The 18,911-nt window shown below is 66.4% G+C and carries 18 protein-coding genes; 8 read left to right on the top strand and 10 right to left on the bottom strand.

The features are described 5' to 3' along the window. Window positions 1-72: 72 nt before the first annotated feature. The 3 genes from CTP10_RS22810 (at window position 73) to CTP10_RS22800 (ending at window position 3,599) form a co-directional block, all read left to right on the top strand. Complete coding sequence (locus CTP10_RS22810; protein ID WP_116322161.1) at window positions 73-837, top strand: SDR family oxidoreductase; 765 nt, start codon at window positions 73-75, stop codon at window positions 835-837. Between the two features lie 130 nt (window positions 838-967). Next, the gene (locus CTP10_RS22805) at window positions 968-2,716 is read left to right on the top strand and encodes a class I adenylate-forming enzyme family protein (protein ID WP_116322162.1); all 1,749 of its coding nucleotides are present in this window, start codon (window positions 968-970) and stop codon (window positions 2,714-2,716) included. Window positions 2,717-2,756: 40 nt separating this feature from the next. Continuing rightward, window positions 2,757-3,599: an acid phosphatase gene (locus CTP10_RS22800; RefSeq protein ID WP_233528306.1), complete on the top strand. Its 843-nt coding sequence runs from the start codon at window positions 2,757-2,759 to the stop codon at window positions 3,597-3,599. Window positions 3,600-3,611: 12 nt separating this feature from the next. Here CTP10_RS22800 and CTP10_RS22795 read toward each other — a convergent pair whose 3' ends face one another. The 3 genes from CTP10_RS22795 to CTP10_RS22785 form a co-directional block, all read right to left on the bottom strand. Continuing rightward, window positions 3,612-4,088 carry a CreA family protein gene (locus CTP10_RS22795; protein WP_376790672.1) on the bottom strand — a complete coding sequence of 159 codons (477 nt, stop codon included), beginning with the start codon at window positions 4,086-4,088 and terminating at the stop codon, window positions 3,612-3,614. A 16-nt stretch (window positions 4,089-4,104) separates the two neighbouring features. Then, entirely contained in the window at window positions 4,105-4,590 is a 486-nt protein-coding gene (locus CTP10_RS22790; protein ID WP_116322163.1) for an acyl-CoA thioesterase, read from the bottom strand. 178 nt (window positions 4,591-4,768) lie between these two features. Next, window positions 4,769-5,050 (bottom strand): HU family DNA-binding protein, encoded by a 282-nt coding sequence (locus tag CTP10_RS22785; RefSeq protein ID WP_029047409.1) that lies wholly within the window; start codon window positions 5,048-5,050, stop codon window positions 4,769-4,771. 503 nt (window positions 5,051-5,553) lie between these two features. Between CTP10_RS22785 and CTP10_RS22780 the strand changes: the two genes are divergently transcribed. Both CTP10_RS22780 and CTP10_RS22775 read left to right on the top strand, forming a co-directional pair. Continuing rightward, window positions 5,554-6,756 carry an ammonium transporter gene (locus CTP10_RS22780; protein WP_116322164.1) on the top strand — a complete coding sequence of 401 codons (1,203 nt, stop codon included), beginning with the start codon at window positions 5,554-5,556 and terminating at the stop codon, window positions 6,754-6,756. A 222-nt stretch (window positions 6,757-6,978) separates the two neighbouring features. Then, window positions 6,979-7,824: a mechanosensitive ion channel family protein gene (locus CTP10_RS22775; protein WP_116322165.1), complete on the top strand. Its 846-nt coding sequence runs from the start codon at window positions 6,979-6,981 to the stop codon at window positions 7,822-7,824. 20 nt (window positions 7,825-7,844) lie between these two features. Here the strand turns inward: CTP10_RS22775 and CTP10_RS22770 are convergent, their stop codons facing one another. Then, complete coding sequence (locus tag CTP10_RS22770) at window positions 7,845-9,062, bottom strand: Bcr/CflA family multidrug efflux MFS transporter (RefSeq protein WP_116322166.1); 1,218 nt, start codon at window positions 9,060-9,062, stop codon at window positions 7,845-7,847. Between the two features lie 518 nt (window positions 9,063-9,580). Here CTP10_RS22770 and CTP10_RS22765 point away from each other — a divergent pair. Continuing rightward, the gene (locus CTP10_RS22765; protein WP_116322210.1) at window positions 9,581-10,072 is read left to right on the top strand and encodes a hypothetical protein; all 492 of its coding nucleotides are present in this window, start codon (window positions 9,581-9,583) and stop codon (window positions 10,070-10,072) included. Between the two features lie 147 nt (window positions 10,073-10,219). On the opposite strand, the gene mdoH is transcribed toward CTP10_RS22765, so the two are convergent. From mdoH to CTP10_RS22750, 3 genes are all read right to left on the bottom strand, one after another. Next, window positions 10,220-12,829 (bottom strand): glucans biosynthesis glucosyltransferase MdoH, encoded by a 2,610-nt coding sequence (mdoH, locus tag CTP10_RS22760; protein ID WP_116322167.1) that lies wholly within the window; start codon window positions 12,827-12,829, stop codon window positions 10,220-10,222. Continuing rightward, the gene (locus tag CTP10_RS22755) at window positions 12,802-14,391 is read right to left on the bottom strand and encodes a glucan biosynthesis protein G (RefSeq protein ID WP_116322168.1); all 1,590 of its coding nucleotides are present in this window, start codon (window positions 14,389-14,391) and stop codon (window positions 12,802-12,804) included. The genes mdoH and CTP10_RS22755 overlap by 28 nt, the downstream gene beginning before the upstream one ends. A gap of 401 nt (window positions 14,392-14,792) precedes the next feature. After that, on the bottom strand, window positions 14,793-15,161 hold the full coding sequence (locus CTP10_RS22750) for a hypothetical protein (RefSeq protein ID WP_116322169.1): 369 nt from the start codon (window positions 15,159-15,161) through the stop codon (window positions 14,793-14,795). 274 nt (window positions 15,162-15,435) lie between these two features. Here CTP10_RS22750 and CTP10_RS22745 point away from each other — a divergent pair, with 274 nt between their 5' ends. Beyond that, a complete protein-coding gene (locus tag CTP10_RS22745; RefSeq protein ID WP_116322170.1) occupies window positions 15,436-15,870 on the top strand; it encodes an RT0821/Lpp0805 family surface protein in 435 nt (144 codons plus the stop codon). A gap of 272 nt (window positions 15,871-16,142) precedes the next feature. On the opposite strand, the gene CTP10_RS22740 is transcribed toward CTP10_RS22745, so the two are convergent. Together CTP10_RS22740 and CTP10_RS22735 are read right to left on the bottom strand one after the other, a co-directional pair. Beyond that, the gene (locus tag CTP10_RS22740) at window positions 16,143-16,367 is read right to left on the bottom strand and encodes a hypothetical protein (RefSeq protein WP_116322171.1); all 225 of its coding nucleotides are present in this window, start codon (window positions 16,365-16,367) and stop codon (window positions 16,143-16,145) included. Between the two features lie 154 nt (window positions 16,368-16,521). Then, complete coding sequence (locus tag CTP10_RS22735; protein ID WP_116322172.1) at window positions 16,522-17,085, bottom strand: surface-adhesin E family protein; 564 nt, start codon at window positions 17,083-17,085, stop codon at window positions 16,522-16,524. A 308-nt stretch (window positions 17,086-17,393) separates the two neighbouring features. Between CTP10_RS22735 and CTP10_RS22730 the strand changes: the two genes are divergently transcribed. Beyond that, the gene (locus CTP10_RS22730) at window positions 17,394-17,990 is read left to right on the top strand and encodes an acyloxyacyl hydrolase (protein WP_116322173.1); all 597 of its coding nucleotides are present in this window, start codon (window positions 17,394-17,396) and stop codon (window positions 17,988-17,990) included. Here the strand turns inward: CTP10_RS22730 and CTP10_RS22725 are convergent. After that, window positions 17,965-18,876: a helix-turn-helix domain-containing protein gene (locus tag CTP10_RS22725; protein ID WP_116322174.1), complete on the bottom strand. Its 912-nt coding sequence runs from the start codon at window positions 18,874-18,876 to the stop codon at window positions 17,965-17,967. The two genes, CTP10_RS22730 and CTP10_RS22725, sit on opposite strands and share 26 nt — an antisense overlap. Window positions 18,877-18,911 lie beyond the last annotated feature (35 nt).

Raw genomic sequence — 18,911 nt, 5'->3', positions numbered from 1 at the left:
GGACAACAGCGCGGCAGACTCGCCGCCTGCATGAAGCCGGCCGCTGACGCCGGCGCAGATACAGGAGACTCCATGTCATTGTTCGATCTGACGGGCAAGGTTGCCATCGTCACCGGTTCATCGCGCGGCATCGGCCGCGCCATCGCCGAGCAGATGGCCGTCCAGGGCGCCAAGGTAGTGATTTCTTCGCGCAAGGCCGAGGCCTGCCAGGAAGTGGTTGACGCCATCAATGCACGCCATGGCGACGGCACCGCCATCGCGGTGCCGGCCAATATCTCGTCGAAAGAAGACCTGCAGCGGCTGGTCGACGAAACCAACCGCACCTTCGGCCGGATCGACGTGCTGGTCTGCAATGCCGCGTCCAACCCGTACTACGGGCCGATGGGCGGCGTCTCGGACGACCAGTTCCGCAAGGTGCTGGACAACAACGTCATTTCCAACCACTGGCTGATCCAGATGGTGGCGCCGCAGATGATCGACCGCAAGGACGGCTCGATCATCATCGTGTCGTCGATCGGCGGCCTGCGCGGCTCGCCGACCATCGGCGTGTACAACATATCCAAGGCTGCGGATTTCCAGCTGGCGCGCAATCTTGCGGTGGAATTCGGGCCGCACAACGTGCGCGTCAACTGCATCGCGCCGGGCCTGATCAAGACTGACTTTGCGCGCGCGCTGTGGGAAGACCCGGAGCGCTACAAGCAGTCCACGCATGGCGCGCCGCTGCGCCGCATCGGCGAGCCCGTCGAGATCGCCGGCGCGGCCGTATACCTCGCTTCGGCGGCAAGCAGCTTCATGACCGGCCAGGCACTGGTGGTCGACGGCGGCGTGACGATCTGAGCCGCATCCCGGCCGCACCTTAGTTGTACCTGAGCTTCTGACGCAAGCGTCGCGCGTGCGCCGGCATGTCCGGCGCATGCCGCTTTCTTTGCATTGCCCTCAACCTGCAGCGCAGTTACGGGAGGCAGTCATGTCAAGCAATCCGCAAACGGCCGGCAACTGGCCGGTCATGTCCCTGGCCGAGGCCCATGCCCGGCTGACCGCGCCCGGCTCGCCCTTCGAGACCGAGTCGCGCCTGATCCGCGGCATCCCCACCACAGTCTGGAAACACGCACCCCCCACGCTGTGCGACCTGTTCCACGCGACCAGTGCCTTCGGCGACCGCACCTTCGTGGTCTACGAGGACGAGCGCGTTTCCTACGATGCCTTCCGGCGCGCGGCCATCGCGCTGGCACACGCGCTGGTGCGCGACGGCGTGCGCAAGGGCGACCGCGTGGCGCTGGCGATGCGTAACCTGCCGGAATGGCCGGTGGCGTTCTACGGCGCCCTGCTCGCCGGCGCGATCGTGACGCCGCTGAATGCCTGGTGGACCGGCGCCGAGCTGGAATATGGCCTGGCCGATTCCGGCAGCCGCGTGGCCATCGTCGATGCCGAACGGCTCGACCGCATCCTCGAGCACCTGCCCGGCTGCCCGGCGCTGGAACGTGTCTATGTTTCGCGCACCGGCGCGGCCACGGGCGATGCCCGCGTCGCCGCACTCGAAAGCGTGATCGGCACCAGCTCAGACTGGGCCGCGCTGCCGCAGCAGTCGCCCCCGCAGATCGAGATCGATCCCGAGGACGATGCCACCATCTTCTATACCTCGGGCACCACCGGCAAACCCAAGGGCGCGCTGGGCACGCATCGCAACTCCGCGACCGTCGCGGCAGCGGGCAGCTTCAGTCCGCTGCGCAACCTGCTGCGCCGCGGCGAGCCGATTCCGGCTCCCGATCCCACGGCGCCGCAGAAAGGCATGCTGCTGGCGGTGCCGTTCTTCCATGTCACCGGCTGCATGGCGGTGCTCAACGGCGCGCTCGCCACCGGCGGCAAGATCGTGCTGATGCACCGCTGGGACGCGCTGCGCGGCATGGCGCTGATCGAGCGCGAGCGCTGCACCGCCGCCGGCGGCGTGCCCACCATCGCCTGGCAGATCCTGGAGCATCCGGAGCGCGCGCGCTTCGACCTGTCTTCGCTGGAGAACGTCAACTACGGCGGCGCGCCGGCGTCGCCGGAACTGGTGCGGCGCATCGGCGACGTGTTCCCGATGGCCGCGCCTGGCATCGGCTGGGGCATGACCGAAACCTCGTCGACCTTCACCAGCCACAGCGCCGAAGAATACGTGCTGCGCCCCGACAGCAGCGGCCCGGCGCTGCCGATCGGCGAGATGAAGGTGGTCGACGGACGCGGCCACGCACTGCCGCCGGGCGAGACCGGCGAACTGCTGGTACGCGGCGCCAACGTCGTGCGCGGCTACTGGAACAAGCCCGAAGCCACCGCGCAGACCTTTGTCGACGGCTGGCTGCGCACCGGCGACATCGCGCGGATGGACGAGGAAGGCTATGTATATATCGTCGACCGCATGAAGGACATGCTGATCCGCGGCGGCGAGAACATCTACTGCATCGAGGTGGAAAGCACACTGTACGAACACCCGGCGGTGATGGACGCAGCGGTGGTAGGCATCGCGCACAAGACGCTGGGCGAAGAACCGGCCGCCGTGGTCAGCCTGAAGCCAGGCATGCAGGCAACCGAGGCGGGATTGCAGGACTTCGTGCGCGAGCGGCTGGCGGCGTTCAAGGTGCCGGTGCGCATCCTGCTGTACCAGGAGATGCTGCCGCGCAATGCCAATGGCAAGATACTCAAGTCGAACCTGCGCAAGCTGTTCGACCCGGCAGCCTGACCGGCCGGCGGCAAACCATCACGACAAGGAATAAAAAAAATTGACGGACCAAGCAAAGCGGGATCGAAACCTGTCCAATCCCTTGCGCCTTGGCGCCACCGTGGCGGCAGCCGCGCTGCTGGCCGGCTGCGCGGCCGGCGGCACTAACCTGTCCGCGGTGCCGGAATTCCGCCCGGGTGTGCCCGCCGGCTATCTGGCCGCCGATGCGCGCCCGGACAGCCTGAAGCTGCTGCCCGCCCCGCCGGCACAGGGCTCGCCCGCGCAGGCGCTGGATGACGATGCGGCGCGCCAGGCGGGCACGCTGCGCGGCTCGCCGCGCTGGCAGGTTGCCAGCACCGACGCCGTGCTGAACTTTCCGCAGGCAGCCAGCACCTTTTCATGCGCGTTGGGGGTGCCGGTCAGTGCCAGGGACACGCCTTACCTGAATATCCTGCTGCGCCGCAGCCTGGTCGATGCCGGCCTGTCCACCTATGGCGCCAAGGACCGCTACAAGCGCACGCGGCCATTCGTCGCCAACAAGACCGGGATGTGCACGCCAGACGAAGCCGCCAAGCTGGAGAAGGACGGATCCTACCCGTCGGGACACAGCGCCATCGGCTGGGCCTGGGCGCTGATCCTGGCCGAGGTGGAACCGGCCCGCGCGGACGCCATCCTGGCGCGCGGGCGCGCCTTCGGCCAGAGCCGGGTGGTGTGCAACGTGCACTGGCAGAGCGATGTCAACGAAGGCCGCATGATGGCCGCCGCAACGGTGGCGCGCCTGCATGCCGACCCGACCTTCCGCGCCGACCTCGAACAGGCCCGCCGCGAAGTGGCCGCCGCACGTGCCGCCGGCGCCCGCCCCGCGGGCGATTGCCAGGCAGAAGCCGCGGCACTGGCGCCCTGAGCGCGCCGGCGCTTACTTGACGGGGATCGTCGTGCCGGCCGGGACCGGCACGGCGGTCACGCTGTTCTGCGGGCTGCCGCTGACGATACGGTCCGAATACGTCAGGTAGACCAGCGTATTGCGCTTGCGGTCGACCGCGCGCACCACGTGCAGGGTCTTGAACAGCACCGACATGCGCTCGGAAAAAACGTGGTCCTGCTGCTTCAGCGGCCCCTTGAAGGCAATGGTTCCCACCTGCCGGCACGCGATCGAGGCTTCCGGCGGGTCTTCCGCCATGCCCAGCTGGCCCTTGATGCCGCCGGTGCGGGCACGCGACACATAGCAGGTAATGCCGTCCACCTGCGGGTCGTCATAGGCTTCGATGACGACCTTGTCGGAGCCGGTCATGCGGAAATTGGTGCTGACGCTGCCGATCTCCTCGGCATGCGCGCCGCCCGTGGCCGCCGCGCAGGCGGCCAGGGCCAGGATCGTGCAGGATCGTTTCATCATGGCGGGTGGCAACGTGTCAGGTCACCGACGACTTGATGTCGCCGTGGCGCTTTTCCATTTCCTGGCGCAGCGCCCGGCGCTGCTGGGCGGCGGCAAAACGCTGGCGCTCGACTTCATCGCGCGGCTCCAGCGGCGGCACTTCGGCCGGGCTGCCGTTGTCGTCGACCGCCACCATGGTGAAGTAGCAGCTGTTGGTGTGGCGCACCAGCTTGCTGCGGATATTCTCGGTCACGACCTTGATGCCGATCTCCATCGAACTGCGGCCGGTAAAGTTGACCGACGCCAGGAAGGTCACCAGCTCGCCCACGTGGATCGGCTGGCGGAATACCACCTGGTCCACCGACAGTGTCACCACGTAGCGGCCGGCATAGCGGCTGGCGCAGGCATAGGCGACCATGTCCAGGTACTTCAGGATGGTGCCGCCGTGGACGTTGCCGGAGAAGTTGGCCATGTCCGGCGTCATCAGCACGGTCATGGAAAGCTGGTGGGACTGGTCGTTCATGATGCGTGAGGTCTGGATTGCGGGGGCGGTCGCCCGGGCCGGCTGGCGGCTCCGGGCGCCGGCAGTTTAACCCGGATCGGGCCCGCCGTTGGCAGTCGTCGCGGCACGGCACGCAAACGGCACACAAACAAAAAAGCGGCCTGCCTGGCCGCCTTCTCACGCTGTGGACGCAAACTGCTTACTTCTTCTTGTTCACCGCGTCCTTGAAACCCTGTCCGGCGGAAAACTTGACCGTCTTTGCGGCCGGGATCTTGATGGTTTCGCCGGTGCGCGGATTGCGGCCGGTGCGGGCGGCGCGCTTGCCGGCACTGAAGCTTCCAAAACCTACCAGCGTGACCGAATCACCCTTTGCCACTGCCTTCTTGATACTGTCCAACGCTGCATTGAGTGCGCGCTCAGCGGCCGCATTGCTCAGTTCTGCTTCCGTGGCGATGGCCGATACCAGTTCACCTTTATTCATGGCTGATTTCCCTTGTTGGTCGTCGTCACCGATGTGCCGGCCTGGCGCCAAAACATCGATCGGCGCAGTCTAATCTGCCCCTTGTGCGTTGAGCAATCCCCAGTGGCACCAATGCAACGAAAAAACCCGCAAATCCTTGCTTGAGGCCGGTTAGCGGGCAATTTCCCACTCTTTTTGCGCTTGCCACCGGCCAGATTCGCCGGGCTGCGGCGTTGTGTCGCAAGGAGCCAGTTTCACCGGCCGGCTTGGGTCCCGATGGGACAAATGCCCGAAATTGGGGCGTCGCACCACAACGGATCAGCCGCGGACGCCTGCGACGCGCCATTCTGGCGCATTGGCGGCACGGCTGCCACCCCTCTCGCCCAAGGTCGTCCGCGCCCGATTCCCCGCACGCGGCATTCCGGTGCGGTTTCTGCCCACTCCGGTGCAGCCGGCACCAGGATGCAGCCAGCACTGGAATGCTTTTTGCATACCCATGCGCCCATTTTGAGCATGAGGTCACTATGGACAACTGGAAGACCGGCACCGACGCCATGTTTATCCTGCTTGGCGCCATCATGGTGCTGGCCATGCACGCCGGCTTTGCTTTCCTCGAACTGGGCACGGTGCGCAAGAAAAACCAGGTCAATGCATTGGTAAAGATCCTGGTGGATTTCGCAGTTTCCACAATTGCCTATTTCTTTATCGGCTACACCATTGCCTACGGCGTGCAATTCATGTCCGGGGCGGAAACGCTGGCGCAAAAAAGCGGTTACGACCTGGTCAAGTTCTTTTTCCTGGCCACTTTTGCCGCCGCCATTCCGGCGATTATCTCGGGCGGTATTGCCGAACGTTCGCGCTTCAATCCGCAACTGGTGGCGACGTTCGTACTGGTCGGTTTTGTCTATCCCTTCTTCGAAGGCATTGCGTGGAACCAGCGCTACGGCGTCCAGGACTGGATCACGCAAATTGCCGGCGCGCCATTCCATGACTTTGCCGGGTCGGTAGTCGTGCACGCGCTGGGCGGCTGGATCGCGCTGCCGGCGGTGCTGCTGCTCGGCGCGCGGCGCGGGCGCTACCAGAAGGACGGGCGCATCAGCGCGCATCCGCCTTCCAATATCCCTTTCCTGGCGCTGGGCGCATGGATCCTGGCGGTGGGCTGGTTCGGTTTCAACGTGATGAGCGCGCAGACCGTCGACAAAATCAGCGGCCTGGTCGCGATCAATTCGCTGATGGCGATGGCCGGCGGCACGCTGGCGGCCTGGGCCGCCGGGCGCAATGATCCGGGCTTTGCGTACAACGGCCCGCTGGCCGGGCTGGTGGCGGTATGCGCCGGCTCGGACCTGATGCATCCGCTGGGCGCGCTGATCACCGGCGGGATCGCGGGCGCCCTCTTCGTCTACATGTTTACGCTGGCGCAGAACAAATGGCATATCGACGATGTGCTCGGCGTCTGGCCGCTGCACGGGCTCTGCGGCGCCTGGGGTGGCATTGCCGCGGGCATTTTCGGAACTAAGGCGCTGGGCGGGCTGGGCGGCGTGTCGCTCGGCGCGCAGCTGATCGGCACGGTGCTGGGCATCGTGGTGGCACTGGTGGGCGGCACCCTGGTCTACGGCGCGCTCAAGAAGCTGGTCGGCATCCGGCTCGATGCCGAAGGCGAATTCAACGGCGCGGACCTGACGCTGCACCGCATTTCCGCCACGCCGGAGCGCGAAACCAACTGGTAAGGCGGAAGCGCCGCCCCCCGGCGCCTGGACAAGCTGGCCTGCCGGCCAGCTTGTCTTGACAATTATTTGCTTGCGCTTCCAGGCACGGCATTCCAATAATTGCCGTGCCCACGTATTGCGCCGCGTCAGCGCGCAGGGCTTGCACCCAGTTGCCGGCGGGGTCGGTTGGGATGTCGCCGCCGGCCGCCGGGCGGCACTTACCCAAACCGAGAGGACACGCCGATGGATGCCACTACTTTCGACAACCTCAAGACCCTGGTTGTCGCCTATGCCACGCAGTTCGGGGTCAAGATCCTGGCAGCGCTAGCATTCTGGGTCATCGGCCGATGGCTGATCCATTTTGTCGTACGGATGGTGCAGAACGCGCTCGGCAAGCAGAAGGTCGACCCGACGCTGCTGCGTTATGTGGGTTCGATCGTCACGGTCACGCTGAACGTGGTGCTGGTGATCGGCATCCTCGGCTACTTCGGCATCCAGACCACCACCTTCGCCGCACTGATTGCAGCCGCCGGCGTGGCCATTGGCATGGCATGGTCGGGGCTGATGTCGAATTTCGCGGCCGGCGCCTTCCTGGTGGTGCTGCGGCCGTTCAAGGTGGGCGACTTCGTCACCATCGGCGGGGTCACCGGCACGGTGCGCGAGATCGGGCTGTTCGCCACCTCGCTCGATACGCCGGACAACGTGCAGACCGTGATCGGCAACAACAAGATATTCAGCGACACGATCCAGAACTTCACCGCCAACCCGTACCGGCGCGTGGAACTGAAGGCCCAGCTGGCGGGCAGCACCGACGCGGCCGATGCGGTGGCGCTGCTCAAGTCGCGCATCGCGCAGATCCCGAACGTGCTGGCCGAACCCGCGGTCGACGTCGAGATCCTGGAGTTCACGCTGGTCGGGCCGGTGCTGGCGGTACGCCCGTATTGCCACAACGACCACTACTGGCAGGTCTACTTCGACTCCAACCGCATCATCCGCGAGTGCTTTGGCCAGGCCGGCTATGCCGCGCCAATGCCGGCCCACATGGTGGTCGTACAGCAGGCCGCCGCCCTGCAGCAGGCCGCTGCCTGAGCCCACGGCGCCTGCATGCCTCAGGCAGCCGCCCGGCCAGCGCCGGAGCGGCCGTAGTAACGCATCAGCACCGCGCCCGCGCCGCATAGCGCCATCACCACGGCCAGCGGCAGCGCGGTGCCGTCGCGCCACACGCTGACGGCGGCGCCGCCCAGCGTGCCCAGCGAAAACTGCAGCGTACCCATCAGCGCCGACGCCGTGCCGGCGCGATGCCCCTGGTGCGCCAGCGCCAGCGCGGAAGCATTGGGCGTGACGCAACCCAGCGCACCGATAAAGACGAAGAACGACGCCAGCAGCACCGGCAGCGTCGCCAGCCCGGCCAATGCGGCCATGGCCAGCACTACGCCGGCCGCACAGGGCGCCAGCAGCGCCCGTCCCAGCACGTGGTCGAGCGTGCGGCCGCGCACCAGCCTGCCGTTAAGCTGCGACATCGCGATCAGGCCCAGCGCGTTGGCGCCAAACACAAAGCCATAGTGCGACGGCGCAATGCCGTGCAACTCGATCAGCACGAACGGCGAGCCCGAGATATACGCGAACATCCCCGCCGAACCAAAGCCGGCCGACAGCGAGTAGCCGACGAATTCACGGTCGCGCAGCAGTTCGCCATAGCTCCTGGCTACGGTGCCCAGCCGCAGCGGCGCCGCCTGGCGGCGGTCCAGCGATTCCTCCATGCGCCAGTGCACCAGCAGCAGGATGGCCAGGCCGGCCGCCGCCAGCACCCAGAAGATCGTGCGCCAGCCAGCCGCCGTCAGGATTGCGCCGCCGATGATCGGCGCCAGGATCGGCGCCAGCCCCATCACCAGCATCAGCGACGAGAACGCGCGCGCCGATTCATGCGCCTCAAGCCGGTCGCGGATCACGGCGCGCGCCATCACCATGCCGGCGCAACCGCCCAGCGCCTGCAGGAAGCGCCACAGCATCAACGATTCGGCGCTGCGCGCCAGTGCGCATCCGACCGCGGCAGCCACATAGAGTCCCAGCCCCACATACAGCGGCGGCTTGCGCCCGAAACGGTCGCTGAACGGCCCGTAGAAGGCCTGCCCCAGCGCAAGGCCGACCAGGAAGGTGCCGAGGGTCAGCTGCACCTGGCCGATATCGACGCCAAGGTCGCCCGCAAGCGCCGGAAAGCTCGGCAGGTACATGTCGATCGACAGCGGCGCGATCGCCATCAGCGAGCCGCAGATCAGGAGCCAGGCAGGAAAGCGCGCGGTCGACACGGCGCTTGGGGAACGGGACATGTAACAGATCCGAAAAACAGGGTTGCGCGGCGCTGGCCGCCGGGGGCAATGCCGGGAGCGCCTTCGCAAGCCGTTGGGAAGGCGCAATTGTTGCACAGCATAACGAAAGCGATGCCGCGGTGGGTTGCACAGGTTTGAAACACTCGTTCAGGAATATTGCCCAGTTGCGGTCGGGTTCAACGAAGCTGGCAGGATTGGCAAACTTGCCAGATAGTGGAATCAAGCGAGCCGTTGCCCCAAATGGCTTGACATGCGTTGTGCTGACGCTGGCCAGGATGACAAGTGTGGCGCGCCTTTCACGCGTGGCAAGGTGAAGGGTACAATGCCAGCCTGACGGCGTAAGTCTCGCGTGACATGCGCCGCCGGCCTCGCAGAGTCGGACTACAGTACCGCTCACGGCAACGTTAGCCTGCATGAGAACACGACATACGCTGCATTCCGCTTCGCCTGGCCTGGCCACCCTTGCATGGGTGGCAGCGCTGCTGTGGCCGCTGCAGCTGCATGCGGCACCGACACCGATGCCGGCGCGCAATGCCACCGCGGCTTCGGCGCCAGCACCCGTGATCGACGAAGCCGAAGCCCTGTCGCGCATGCTCAAGGGGGCGGCCACGGGCCAGAATACCGGCGCCGCCGGCGTGCCCGAATTGTTGCGCAACACCACCCGTCCCGACAGCGTGCTGGCGCGCGCCTGCCGCCAGCTCAACGATGCCCTGCCGATCGAGATCGACGGCGAGACGCGGCTGCGACGCTGCCAGTCAGTGCCGGGCAAGCACGTGCTGTTCCAGCTGGAACTGACCAACTACCGCGGGCCGATGCTGGACCTCGCCAGCTTCGAGGTGAATTATGCCGCGCCGTTGCAGCGCAATATCTGCGCCAACCGCGACGTGGAAATCCTGACCAAGCTCGGCGTCAGCCTGATGTTCCGCTACATGACGCGCAAGGACCGCGGCGAGCGCCGTATCGGCGATGTCTACATCAACGCGCCGATCTGCACGTCGGCGCTGCGCTGAAGCAAGCAACAACCATCCGGGAAACAAAAATCGATTGCAACTGGCACTTCGGCGGTGCCGGCTGATGTTGGCAGAGGCCGGCACCCTGTCCGCAAAGAAAATCGGCCCGCATGCAGCGGGCCGATTTTGTTCAGCAGGCGATCGGCATCACGCCGCGCGCGGCCGCAATGGCAGCACATTGGCCGCCCTGCGCACCAGCATGCGCGTATCCTTCCAGCCGGCATCTGCCAGCGGCGAACCCCACACCAGCTCATGCAGCCGGGCCAGCGCGAACGGGTTGCCCAGCAGCAAGTGTTTCTGCGCCGGTGTCAGCGCGCGCGGGCCGTGGGTCAGCGCGTGTTCGACCAGCGTCTGGTGGCGCTGCCTTGCCGATTCCGGCTGTACCAGCCGCGCCGACGCGGTCGCGCACATGAGCGCATTGGTGACCGGGTCCACCACCGCATCGACAAAGTCAGGCGTGTCGGCGGCGTTCTCGACATGCTGCTGCGTTTCGACGATCTCGCGCGGCACCAGCGTTTCTTCCGGGATCATGAACAGGCCCGCATTGCGGGAGGCGCGGCCCAGCGACACCCGCGACAACATCACCGACAACGGGATCGACAATGCCAGCGATCCGACGATCGGCAACAGCCACAGCACGTACGACGGGTTCAGCCAGTAGACCAGCCCGCCCCACGCCAGTCCCAGCGCGGTATGCCAGCCGTGGCGGCGGAACGCCTCGCCCCAGGTGGTCTCGGCGTCTTCGCGCGGCGGCGATTTCCACGAGATACCCCAGCCGCTATAGGCGGCGATCACGAACTTGGTATGGAACAGCATCCGCGTCGGCGCCAGCAGCGCCGACAGCAGTACCTCGACCAGCATGCTGGCAAAGAGCTGCACCGCGCCGCCGTAGCGCCGCGCCTGCTTCATCAGCAGCACCACGCTGGCGAGCTTGGGCAGGAACAGCAGCGTGGCGGTCGCCGAGAACAGCGCCAGCGCCTTCTCCGGATGCCACTCGGGCCAGGTCGGGAACAGCTGGTACTGCTGCGTGAAGTACTCCGGCGGCACCAGTGCATGCTTGGCCAGCATCGCGGTGGACAGCAGCAGGAACAACAGCCACAGCGGCGCCGACAGGTAGGCCATGATGCCGGTCAGGAACACCGCGCGGTGCACCACGTGGAAGCCCTGCTTGAGCCACAGCCGGAAATTCATCAGGTTGCCCTGGCACCAGCGGCGGTCGCGCTTGACTTCGTCGAGCAGGTTGGGCGGCAGTTCTTCGTACGAGCCTTCGAGGTCGTAGGCGATCCACACGCCCCAGCCGGCACGGCGCATCAGCGCGGCTTCGACGAAGTCGTGCGACAGGATTTCGCCGGACAGCGGGCCGCGGCCCGGCAGCGGCGCCAGCGCGCAATGCTCGATGAACGGCTTGACCCGGATGATGGCGTTGTGGCCCCAGTAGTGCGATTCGCCCAACTGCCAGTAGTGCAGGCCCGCGGTGAACAGCGGCCCGTACACGCGCGTGGCGAACTGCTGCACGCGCGCATAGAGCGTCTCGCGGCCCACTGCCAGCGGCGCGGTCTGGATGATGCCGGCACCGGGGTTGGCTTCCATCAGCCGCACCAGCGTGGCCAGGCAGTCGCCGCTCATCACGCTGTCGGCATCGAGCACCACCATGTAGCGGTACTTGCTGCCCCAGCGGCGGCAGAAGTCGGCGACGTTGCCGGTCTTGCGCTTCACGCGGTGGCGGCGCCAGCGATAGAAGATGCGGCCGAAGCCGCCGACCGCGCGGCACAGTTCCATCCACGCATCGTGCTCGGCGGTGCGCAGGTCCGGGTTGCCGCTGTCGGACAGCACGATGAAGTCGAAATTGGACAGGTGGCTGGTGCGTGCCATCGATTCATAGGTCGCGCGCAGCCCCGCGAACACCCGCGTCACGTCCTCATTGCAGATCGGCATGATGATCGCGGTGCGCGCCTCGGGCGCGAGCGGCCCGTCAGGCGCTGCGGAACGCGAGACCAGATGGCGGTCGCCGCCCTTGGCCAGCACCAGGAAACCCATCATCGCGGTCCAGAAGCCCGCCGACACCCACGAGAACAGGATGGCGAACAGGCCCAGGATAGCGATCTCGACCGGATCGGCGCCGTGGTACGGCAGCACGCTGGTCATGAAGTAGGTGGCCAGCACGGTCTGGATCACGACCAGCGCCAGCAGGAACCAGCGGCGATGCGAACCGGCCGGGTGCCACTTGCCTTCGGCATCGGGGCCGTCGTGCAGCGTGTCCCAGGTTTCGGGCACGGGGGGGCGGCCCAGCATGCGGCGCCAGGTATTGCGCAGCCAGCCGGTGACGATATGCGGCGGCCACTGGCGCGGCACCATCGAGCTGCGCTCGGGCTCCGGGCCGGTATCGACCTTGACGGTGCCATCTTCGCGCCGCTGCAGCAGCGGCTCGCCGCCAACCTGCGGGTTGCCGTAAGCGATGGTGAAACGGCGGCCGACCGAAGCGTAGGCGCCGCCGCCCTGCGCGGCGGGCGCGTCCTTGGCGGCAAGGCGCGACTGCAGGCGCGAGATCGCTTCCTGCGCGTCGCGGCCGTCGCTGCCGACCGGCACGACCGGACTCACCGGCGCCAGCGATGCCACCGGCACTACGGCCGCACCGGGCACATCGGCCAGCAGTTCGTTGCGGATTTCAGGCGATACGGGCAGGCGGTCGACATAGCGCTCGCATGCCGCTGCCTGGGCCGGTCGCTGCTTTAGCCTGGGGGTAAGATGTAGCTCCACGTCTCGGATAGGGTTGTATTGCCGTTGCGAAGATAGCCGCGCAACTCTACCGGCTTGGTTTCATCCTTGCGGCGCATCAACATGGTCATGCGCCAGCCGCCGGTCGCTTCATTGCGCTGTACCGACGTCTTGAGCAGTTCACCGTTGGCATCGGCCGAAACCACCGGGTCGATGCGAACGTCCGCGGGCAGCTTGCGGAAGCCCGGGCCTTCAAAGTCCACCACCAGCGAAAAGCTCGTGTCCTCCTTGCTGGCTGACTGGCCCTGGCCCAGTCGGGTCTGGCTCACCCACGACAGCGGCGGCAGTTGTTCGCCGTCCTTCTGCCACAGCAACCGGTACTCATAATCGAAGGGCTGCCTGGGCTTGGGCGGGTTGTCCGGCACCCAGTACGCGACAATGTTGTCGTTGGTCTCGTCCGGCGTCGGGATCTGCACCAGCTCGACCCGGCCCGAGCCCCAGTTGCCGCGCGGCTGCACCCACCCGCTGGGGCGGCGTTCATACCATGCACCCAGTTCCTGGTAGCTGTTGAAGCTGCGGTCGCGCTGCATCAGTCCAAAGCCCTGCGGATTGGTGGCGGAGAAGGACGTCACCAGCAGGCGCTTGGGATTGACCAGCGGGCGCCAGACCCATTCGCCAGTACCCAGGTGGATCGACAGGCCGTCCGAGTCATGCACCTCGGGACGGAAATCCTGCGCCGGCGCCGGCTGGTTTTCTCCGAACAGATACATGCTGGTCAGCGGTGCCAGGCCCAGCTTGGTCACGTTCTCGCGCAGGAACAGGCGCGACTTGACCTCCATCGCGGTCTCCGCGCCCGGCTTGATGGTGAAACGGTAGGCGCCGCTCATGCGGCGCGAATCCATCAGCGCGTAGATGGTGATTTCCTTGGCGTTGGGGCCCGGCCGTTCGATCCAGTATTCAACGAAGCGCGGGAATTCCTCGCCCGAATTGAGCGCGGTATCCACCGCCAGGCCACGCGCCGACAAGCCGTACCACTGGTCCTTGCCGAGCGCACGGAAATAACTGGCGCCGAGGAACGACGCCAGTTCGTCCTTGCGCTTGCCCTGGTTCAGCGGATACAGGATACGGAAGCCGGCGAAGCCCAGCCCCTTGAGCTTGGCGGCGTCGACCTTGTGCGGACCATAGTTGAACGCGGCGGGATCGAAGCGGAACTCACGCACGCTGTTGCCCACCACTTCATGGATGCGCACCGGCTGGTCAAACACCATGCCCTCATGGAAGAACGACAGCTCGAACGGCGAGCGCGTGCCGCGCCAGGCGAAACGCTCGGGCTTGTATTCGATTTCGCGGTAGCGCTCGTACGTGAGTTCGCGCAGTTCGCGCGGCAGGTTCTGCGGCGGGGCTTTGTACGGCGATGAGGCAAGTTGCTTGGCGCGCGCCGCGACGGTATCGAAGTCGAACGCCTGCGCCGTCATGGCGCATAGGGCCAGGACGCCGCCGCCCAGCCATGCCGCGATCCGTACGCCCACGCTGCGGCGACGGGCCTGACCCGAGGCAGGCACGGTGAAAATTACGGACAAGCGTGGCGTGGCGATCTGTGACATGTATGCCAGGGTGAACGGTTAAATCGGGGTGACCGGCATCGACGGTCGGGACGAAGGACCTTGCAGGCGGCGCAGCAAGGCAGGGCACAGCAAGAGACGGGCCCGGCCAAACATGGCGTGGCCCAGACATGGGTCTCGGCGCCCGCGGGGCACTGTGTCCGGTTTGTTGCGATGCGAAATAAACCATAACAATTCGAGACGCGAAAGTCACGTTTCGATCACGCAAGGTTTGAAACAAAATGTTGGTGAGGTTGCCCGAAAGCCGCTCCGGGCAAGGGTTTCCGGGCGTTAGGGTCACACCGCTCGAGTGCGGGCGAGCGTTAAGCTCGTCGGACCTCGCGGCAAGCGTGATTGACCGGGGTGCCCGCCGACACCCCGCGCTCCACACTTTTAATACAGTGTTACTTTTTGGCCCCTTCGCTGTAGGGGTCGAACTTCCCGCTCTTGGCGCCTTCGGAGTACGTATCGAACTTGCCGCTCTTCATGCCGCCCTGGCTGTAGGAATCAAACGACTTCTGCGCCCCGCCCTGGATCGGTTCCATCTGGTCCGGCCGAGCACCGGGGTTGAGCGAGGTCACGTTGTCGCTCTTTGCGCCATCCGAATAGGGACTGAACTTGTCCTGCCTGGCCCCATCCGTGTACGTGCTGAACTTGTCCTGCCTGGCGCCGTCGGTGTAGGGGTTGAACTTGTCGGCCTTGCCGGTCTGGGCGTGCAGCGCGCCGAAGGCGCAGGCACCGGCCAGACCGATGATGAGATAGCGCAGCTTCATGAGGTCTCCTCTCGGGGGAAAGGCGCTTGCACTTTGCGGCGGGCACCGCTGACAGCTGCTGCGGAACAAGGGATGGCAAGCGTTGGGGCAGCAATCAACGCTAGGTCAGCGCCATGCCGGTGTCAACCGCGCCGGCGCCGCCGCAATGCGGCAAAGTGGTCGTCGCCAGCGCGGCATTGCGCTTACAATGCCACCCAAACGACCCATCCGGCTTGCCCGCGCAATGCCCTCCCCGCGGCTCGCGGCATGCCAACACGAAGCCAAAGGAATCGTCATGCTACCTCGGCAACCAGACCGCACTGCCCGCCCGGCCACCCGTCCCTCCATCCGCGCCGCCATCGCCGGCGTGCTCGGCTCCACGGTGCTGCTCGCCATGGCCACGCCGGCCCACGCGTACTTCGACAACTACCTGAGCGGATCCATCATCGGCACGCTCAACGAGAAGGAAGGCGCCTCGCTGTCGCAATCGGTGCGCAAGGCGCTGAACGATACTGCCGACGGCCAGTCGGTGACGTGGACCTATCCAGCCAACGGCCGGCGCCCGCAGGTCGATGGCACCATCACTCCCGTTGAAAGCAAGACCGACAAGGGCCAGCAGTGCCGGCGGCTGGAGTCGGAACTCAAGCGCGGCAGCTCGCAGGAGCACTGGAAAGGCTGGTTCTGCAAGCAGCCCAGCGGGCAATGGAAGGCGCGCCACGTCGACGGCTGAGCGGATCGCGCGTAGCGGCGACTGAGCCAGCAACGCCGCGCGCCGGAATAAAAAGAAGGAGGCCGTAGCCTCCTGTCTCGATCCACCGCGACGACCCTGCCTTTCCCCCCCGGAAGGCACTGCATGGCGTGCCACGGTTTGTCGTGCGCGCGGCGGGCGCATATCCCCGCCTGGCGTGTCACGCTCTCGCAGCGCGGCGGCATGGCGCGACGGACACCGCCTGCTTCCCCGCTTTCCGGGGAGCCGGGCGTCCCACGCCATCGGCAGCGCGCTCAGGCGCCTTTGTTCGTCATCGGGTCCTTGGTTCCGGGTGCGTGGCTCTTCTTTTTCTTGGCGCTGGTCTTCTTGGCCTTCGCCTTGTTCTTGCTGTCGGCCTTGGCCGGGGTGGCCTTGTCGGCAGCCGGTGCCGCCGGCGTGGCGGGGGTTGCCGGCGTTGCCTGCGCCATCGCGCCTGCACCGAACATTGCCAGCGACAGCATGACGATCCACTTCTTCATTTTCGGTCTCCTCTTGAGCCCTGCGTGTGGGAATGCCTGCAATGACCGGCACGCCATCGCGCCGGTTCATTTGCATCAACGAGGACGCTTTGCACGCGGTTGACCGGGACAAACCCTGACAAGGGCGCCGGTGACCGGGCGCAGGCCACTCAGCTCAGCGGCACAACCTGCGCAGCAGTTCACCCGCGATCGTGCCGGGGCCGGCAGGCTGGAAGGTGCCGGACTGCGGCGCGCGGATCGTATAGAGCGGGTTGCCGCGCGCATAGCGCTTGCTGTACAGCGTCTGCTCGACCACCGCGAACATCGAGGTGGCGCAGTCAAGCACCATGCGCCTGAGCGAAGAACGGATCGGCTCGCCGCTGGCGGTGCGGATGACGCCGGACGGTGAATTGCGCATCAGCACGACGCCGACCTGGCTACCCTGGCGCCGGGTCGCGGACTGGTCGACATACGAGATCACGCCGTTGGCGCCCATCAGCGGCAACCAGCGCTGCGGGTCGGGTGCGCCGGCGTCGGGCGCGGCGACCTGGCGGCAGCCTTCCTTGGGCGTGGCGCGGAAGACGGTGCCAGCGCCGGGCATCTGGCACTCATAGAGGCCGGCCGCTGCGGCCGGACGCTGGGCGGGCATGGCACTGCCTTCAGCGTGGGCGGTCGGCACGGCCAGACCGAACATGCAACCGGCGAGCGCGGCAGCATGCCCAAACATGCGGAACATCATTGAATTGCCCTCGTATAGACGGGAAAAAGCGAGCCGCATTGTCGCACACGACAGGCACCATCTGGTCGCTTTGCATGCGTTGCGCACAGGCGCCTGGATTGCGCAGCTCCGCACCCCACGCCAGCAATGTGCCTGCCGGTGTACTACAAATAGGGTATGGAGGCCGGCCTTGCATGGCGGCGCCCGTGACGGATGCCGCCCGATGCGAAGTCCGACAGCAACGCAGCAACCCAAGCTTGCTTTCCATGCGCCAACAAGACCAAGAAGCCGGACAAGATCGCCGAGCCAGTCTTGCCGACCTCCACCCCATGTCACCGGCACGCGCGAGGTCTCCATGGCATCGACAGCGGCGCATAGCGCTGCAGGCGGTGCGCCAGGCCGCCGCCGCGGGTCTGCTGGCCTTGCACCTGGTTCACGGCACGGCCCACGCCGCGCCGGCCGTGCAGCTGGGGTACGGCTTCGACGAAACCCATCACGTGCAGAAGGCCGAAGTGGCCATGCTGTGGGATTCAGGCTTTGCGTGGGGCAATCCGCAGGGCTGGCTGGTCGATCTTCAATGGGAAGTCAATATCGCGCGCTGGAACAGCAGCAGCGACAACAATCCGCATGACCTGTGGGAGTTCGGTGCCTCGCCGGTGGTGCGGATCGGCTGGTGGAAGCACGCGTGGGCGCCGTTTCTGGAACTGTCTGTCGGCCCGCGCCTGATGACCGGGACGCGAACCTCGGACGACCATGTCATTTCCACTGCGTTCCAGTTCGCGGAATCCGCCGGTGTCGGCGTGACCTTCGGCTCGGACCGGCGCTTTACCGCCGGCTACCGCTTCCAGCACCTGTCCAACGGCGGCATCAAGGAGCCCAATCCTGGCACCACCTTCCACGTCATCTACCTGCGCTACCGCTTCTGAGCGCCGGTGGCTGCGCGGCGCCCAGCGTTTCGAACAGGGCGCGCGTCGCTTCGTCGGCAGGGAAGAAGGACTCGATGCGCAGCTCCTGCAGCGTGATGTCCTGCGGAATGCCAAGCGTGGTCAGCGTCGAGAACAGCGACGCACGGAACGCGCCGGCGTGAAGCACCACCGGCAGTACCGGTGGCGGTGGTCCTTCGCCGCCGTCTTCGTCGGGCAGCAGCACGCCACCGGGGCCGACCATGTCGGGGTGCCACGCGGCGATGCGCCGAAAGATCTCGCGCGCGATCTGGTCGTGCGCCTGCACTTGCAGTTCCTGCCAGACGCGCCGCAGCAGGTAGCGTCCGACCTGGCGCGCGTTCTCGATCACCGGCCACAGCCCCTTCGGGTCGAACACCGACAGCATCAGATTGACGCGGCGCGGACCGCCGGCCTGCCCGTCGCCATCCGCCAGCGACGCGGGCGCGCGTCCGTCGAGCAGCGTATCAAGCATGCGCCGGTAGGCATGGTTGGCATCGACCAGGTTCCAGAAACGGTCCAGCACCACGGCCGGGTACGGCTCCTGCTTGGACAGGATCAGCGCGATCGCCTGCTGCACCATTTGCAGCGGCGGCGACGCCAGCGCGTGCTCGCTGTACGCCGGCGCGAAGCCGCCCGCCAGCAGCATGCGGTTGCGCTGCCGCAGCGGCACGCCCAGGCGCTCGGCCAGCGCCAGCACCATTTCGCGGCTGGGCCGGGCACGGCCGGATTCCAGGAAGGAGATATGGCGCTGCGAAACCCCGGCGGCCAGCGACAGCGCGAGCTGGCTGTAGCCGCGCTTGCCGCGCCAGTAGCGCAGCAGGCCGGGGAAGTCGAGGGTAGCTTCGGAGGCGGGTGTCAGCGTTTCCATGCGCCTATTACAGCATGGTCGGACGGCGGGAGCGA

The organism is Cupriavidus sp. P-10, assembly GCF_003402535.2.
In the GTDB taxonomy this organism is placed as follows: Bacteria; Pseudomonadota; Gammaproteobacteria; order Burkholderiales; family Burkholderiaceae; genus Cupriavidus.
Note: the sequence above shows the minus strand (reverse complement) of the source record. Positions and strands in the feature narration are given on the sequence as shown.

Coding starts and splice junctions, on each gene's coding strand:
- CTP10_RS22805 (WP_116322162.1), top strand. CDS start 968: ATGTCAAGCAATCCGCAAACGGCCGGCAACTGGCCGGTCATGTCCCTG.
- CTP10_RS22785 (WP_029047409.1), bottom strand. CDS start 5,050: ATGAATAAAGGTGAACTGGTATCGGCCATCGCCACGGAAGCAGAACTG.
- CTP10_RS22730 (WP_116322173.1), top strand. CDS start 17,394: ATGTCACCGGCACGCGCGAGGTCTCCATGGCATCGACAGCGGCGCATA.
- CTP10_RS22750 (WP_116322169.1), bottom strand. CDS start 15,161: ATGAAGCTGCGCTATCTCATCATCGGTCTGGCCGGTGCCTGCGCCTTC.
- CTP10_RS22780 (WP_116322164.1), top strand. CDS start 5,554: ATGGACAACTGGAAGACCGGCACCGACGCCATGTTTATCCTGCTTGGC.
- CTP10_RS22775 (WP_116322165.1), top strand. CDS start 6,979: ATGGATGCCACTACTTTCGACAACCTCAAGACCCTGGTTGTCGCCTAT.
- CTP10_RS22745 (WP_116322170.1), top strand. CDS start 15,436: ATGCTACCTCGGCAACCAGACCGCACTGCCCGCCCGGCCACCCGTCCC.
- CTP10_RS22755 (WP_116322168.1), bottom strand. CDS start 14,391: ATGTCACAGATCGCCACGCCACGCTTGTCCGTAATTTTCACCGTGCCT.
- CTP10_RS22770 (WP_116322166.1), bottom strand. CDS start 9,062: ATGTCCCGTTCCCCAAGCGCCGTGTCGACCGCGCGCTTTCCTGCCTGG.
- CTP10_RS22810 (WP_116322161.1), top strand. CDS start 73: ATGTCATTGTTCGATCTGACGGGCAAGGTTGCCATCGTCACCGGTTCA.
- CTP10_RS22725 (WP_116322174.1), bottom strand. CDS start 18,876: ATGGAAACGCTGACACCCGCCTCCGAAGCTACCCTCGACTTCCCCGGC.
- CTP10_RS22795 (WP_376790672.1), bottom strand. CDS start 4,088: ATGATGAAACGATCCTGCACGATCCTGGCCCTGGCCGCCTGCGCGGCG.
- CTP10_RS22740 (WP_116322171.1), bottom strand. CDS start 16,367: ATGAAGAAGTGGATCGTCATGCTGTCGCTGGCAATGTTCGGTGCAGGC.
- CTP10_RS22790 (WP_116322163.1), bottom strand. CDS start 4,590: ATGAACGACCAGTCCCACCAGCTTTCCATGACCGTGCTGATGACGCCG.
- CTP10_RS22735 (WP_116322172.1), bottom strand. CDS start 17,085: ATGATGTTCCGCATGTTTGGGCATGCTGCCGCGCTCGCCGGTTGCATG.
- CTP10_RS22765 (WP_116322210.1), top strand. CDS start 9,581: ATGCCGGCGCGCAATGCCACCGCGGCTTCGGCGCCAGCACCCGTGATC.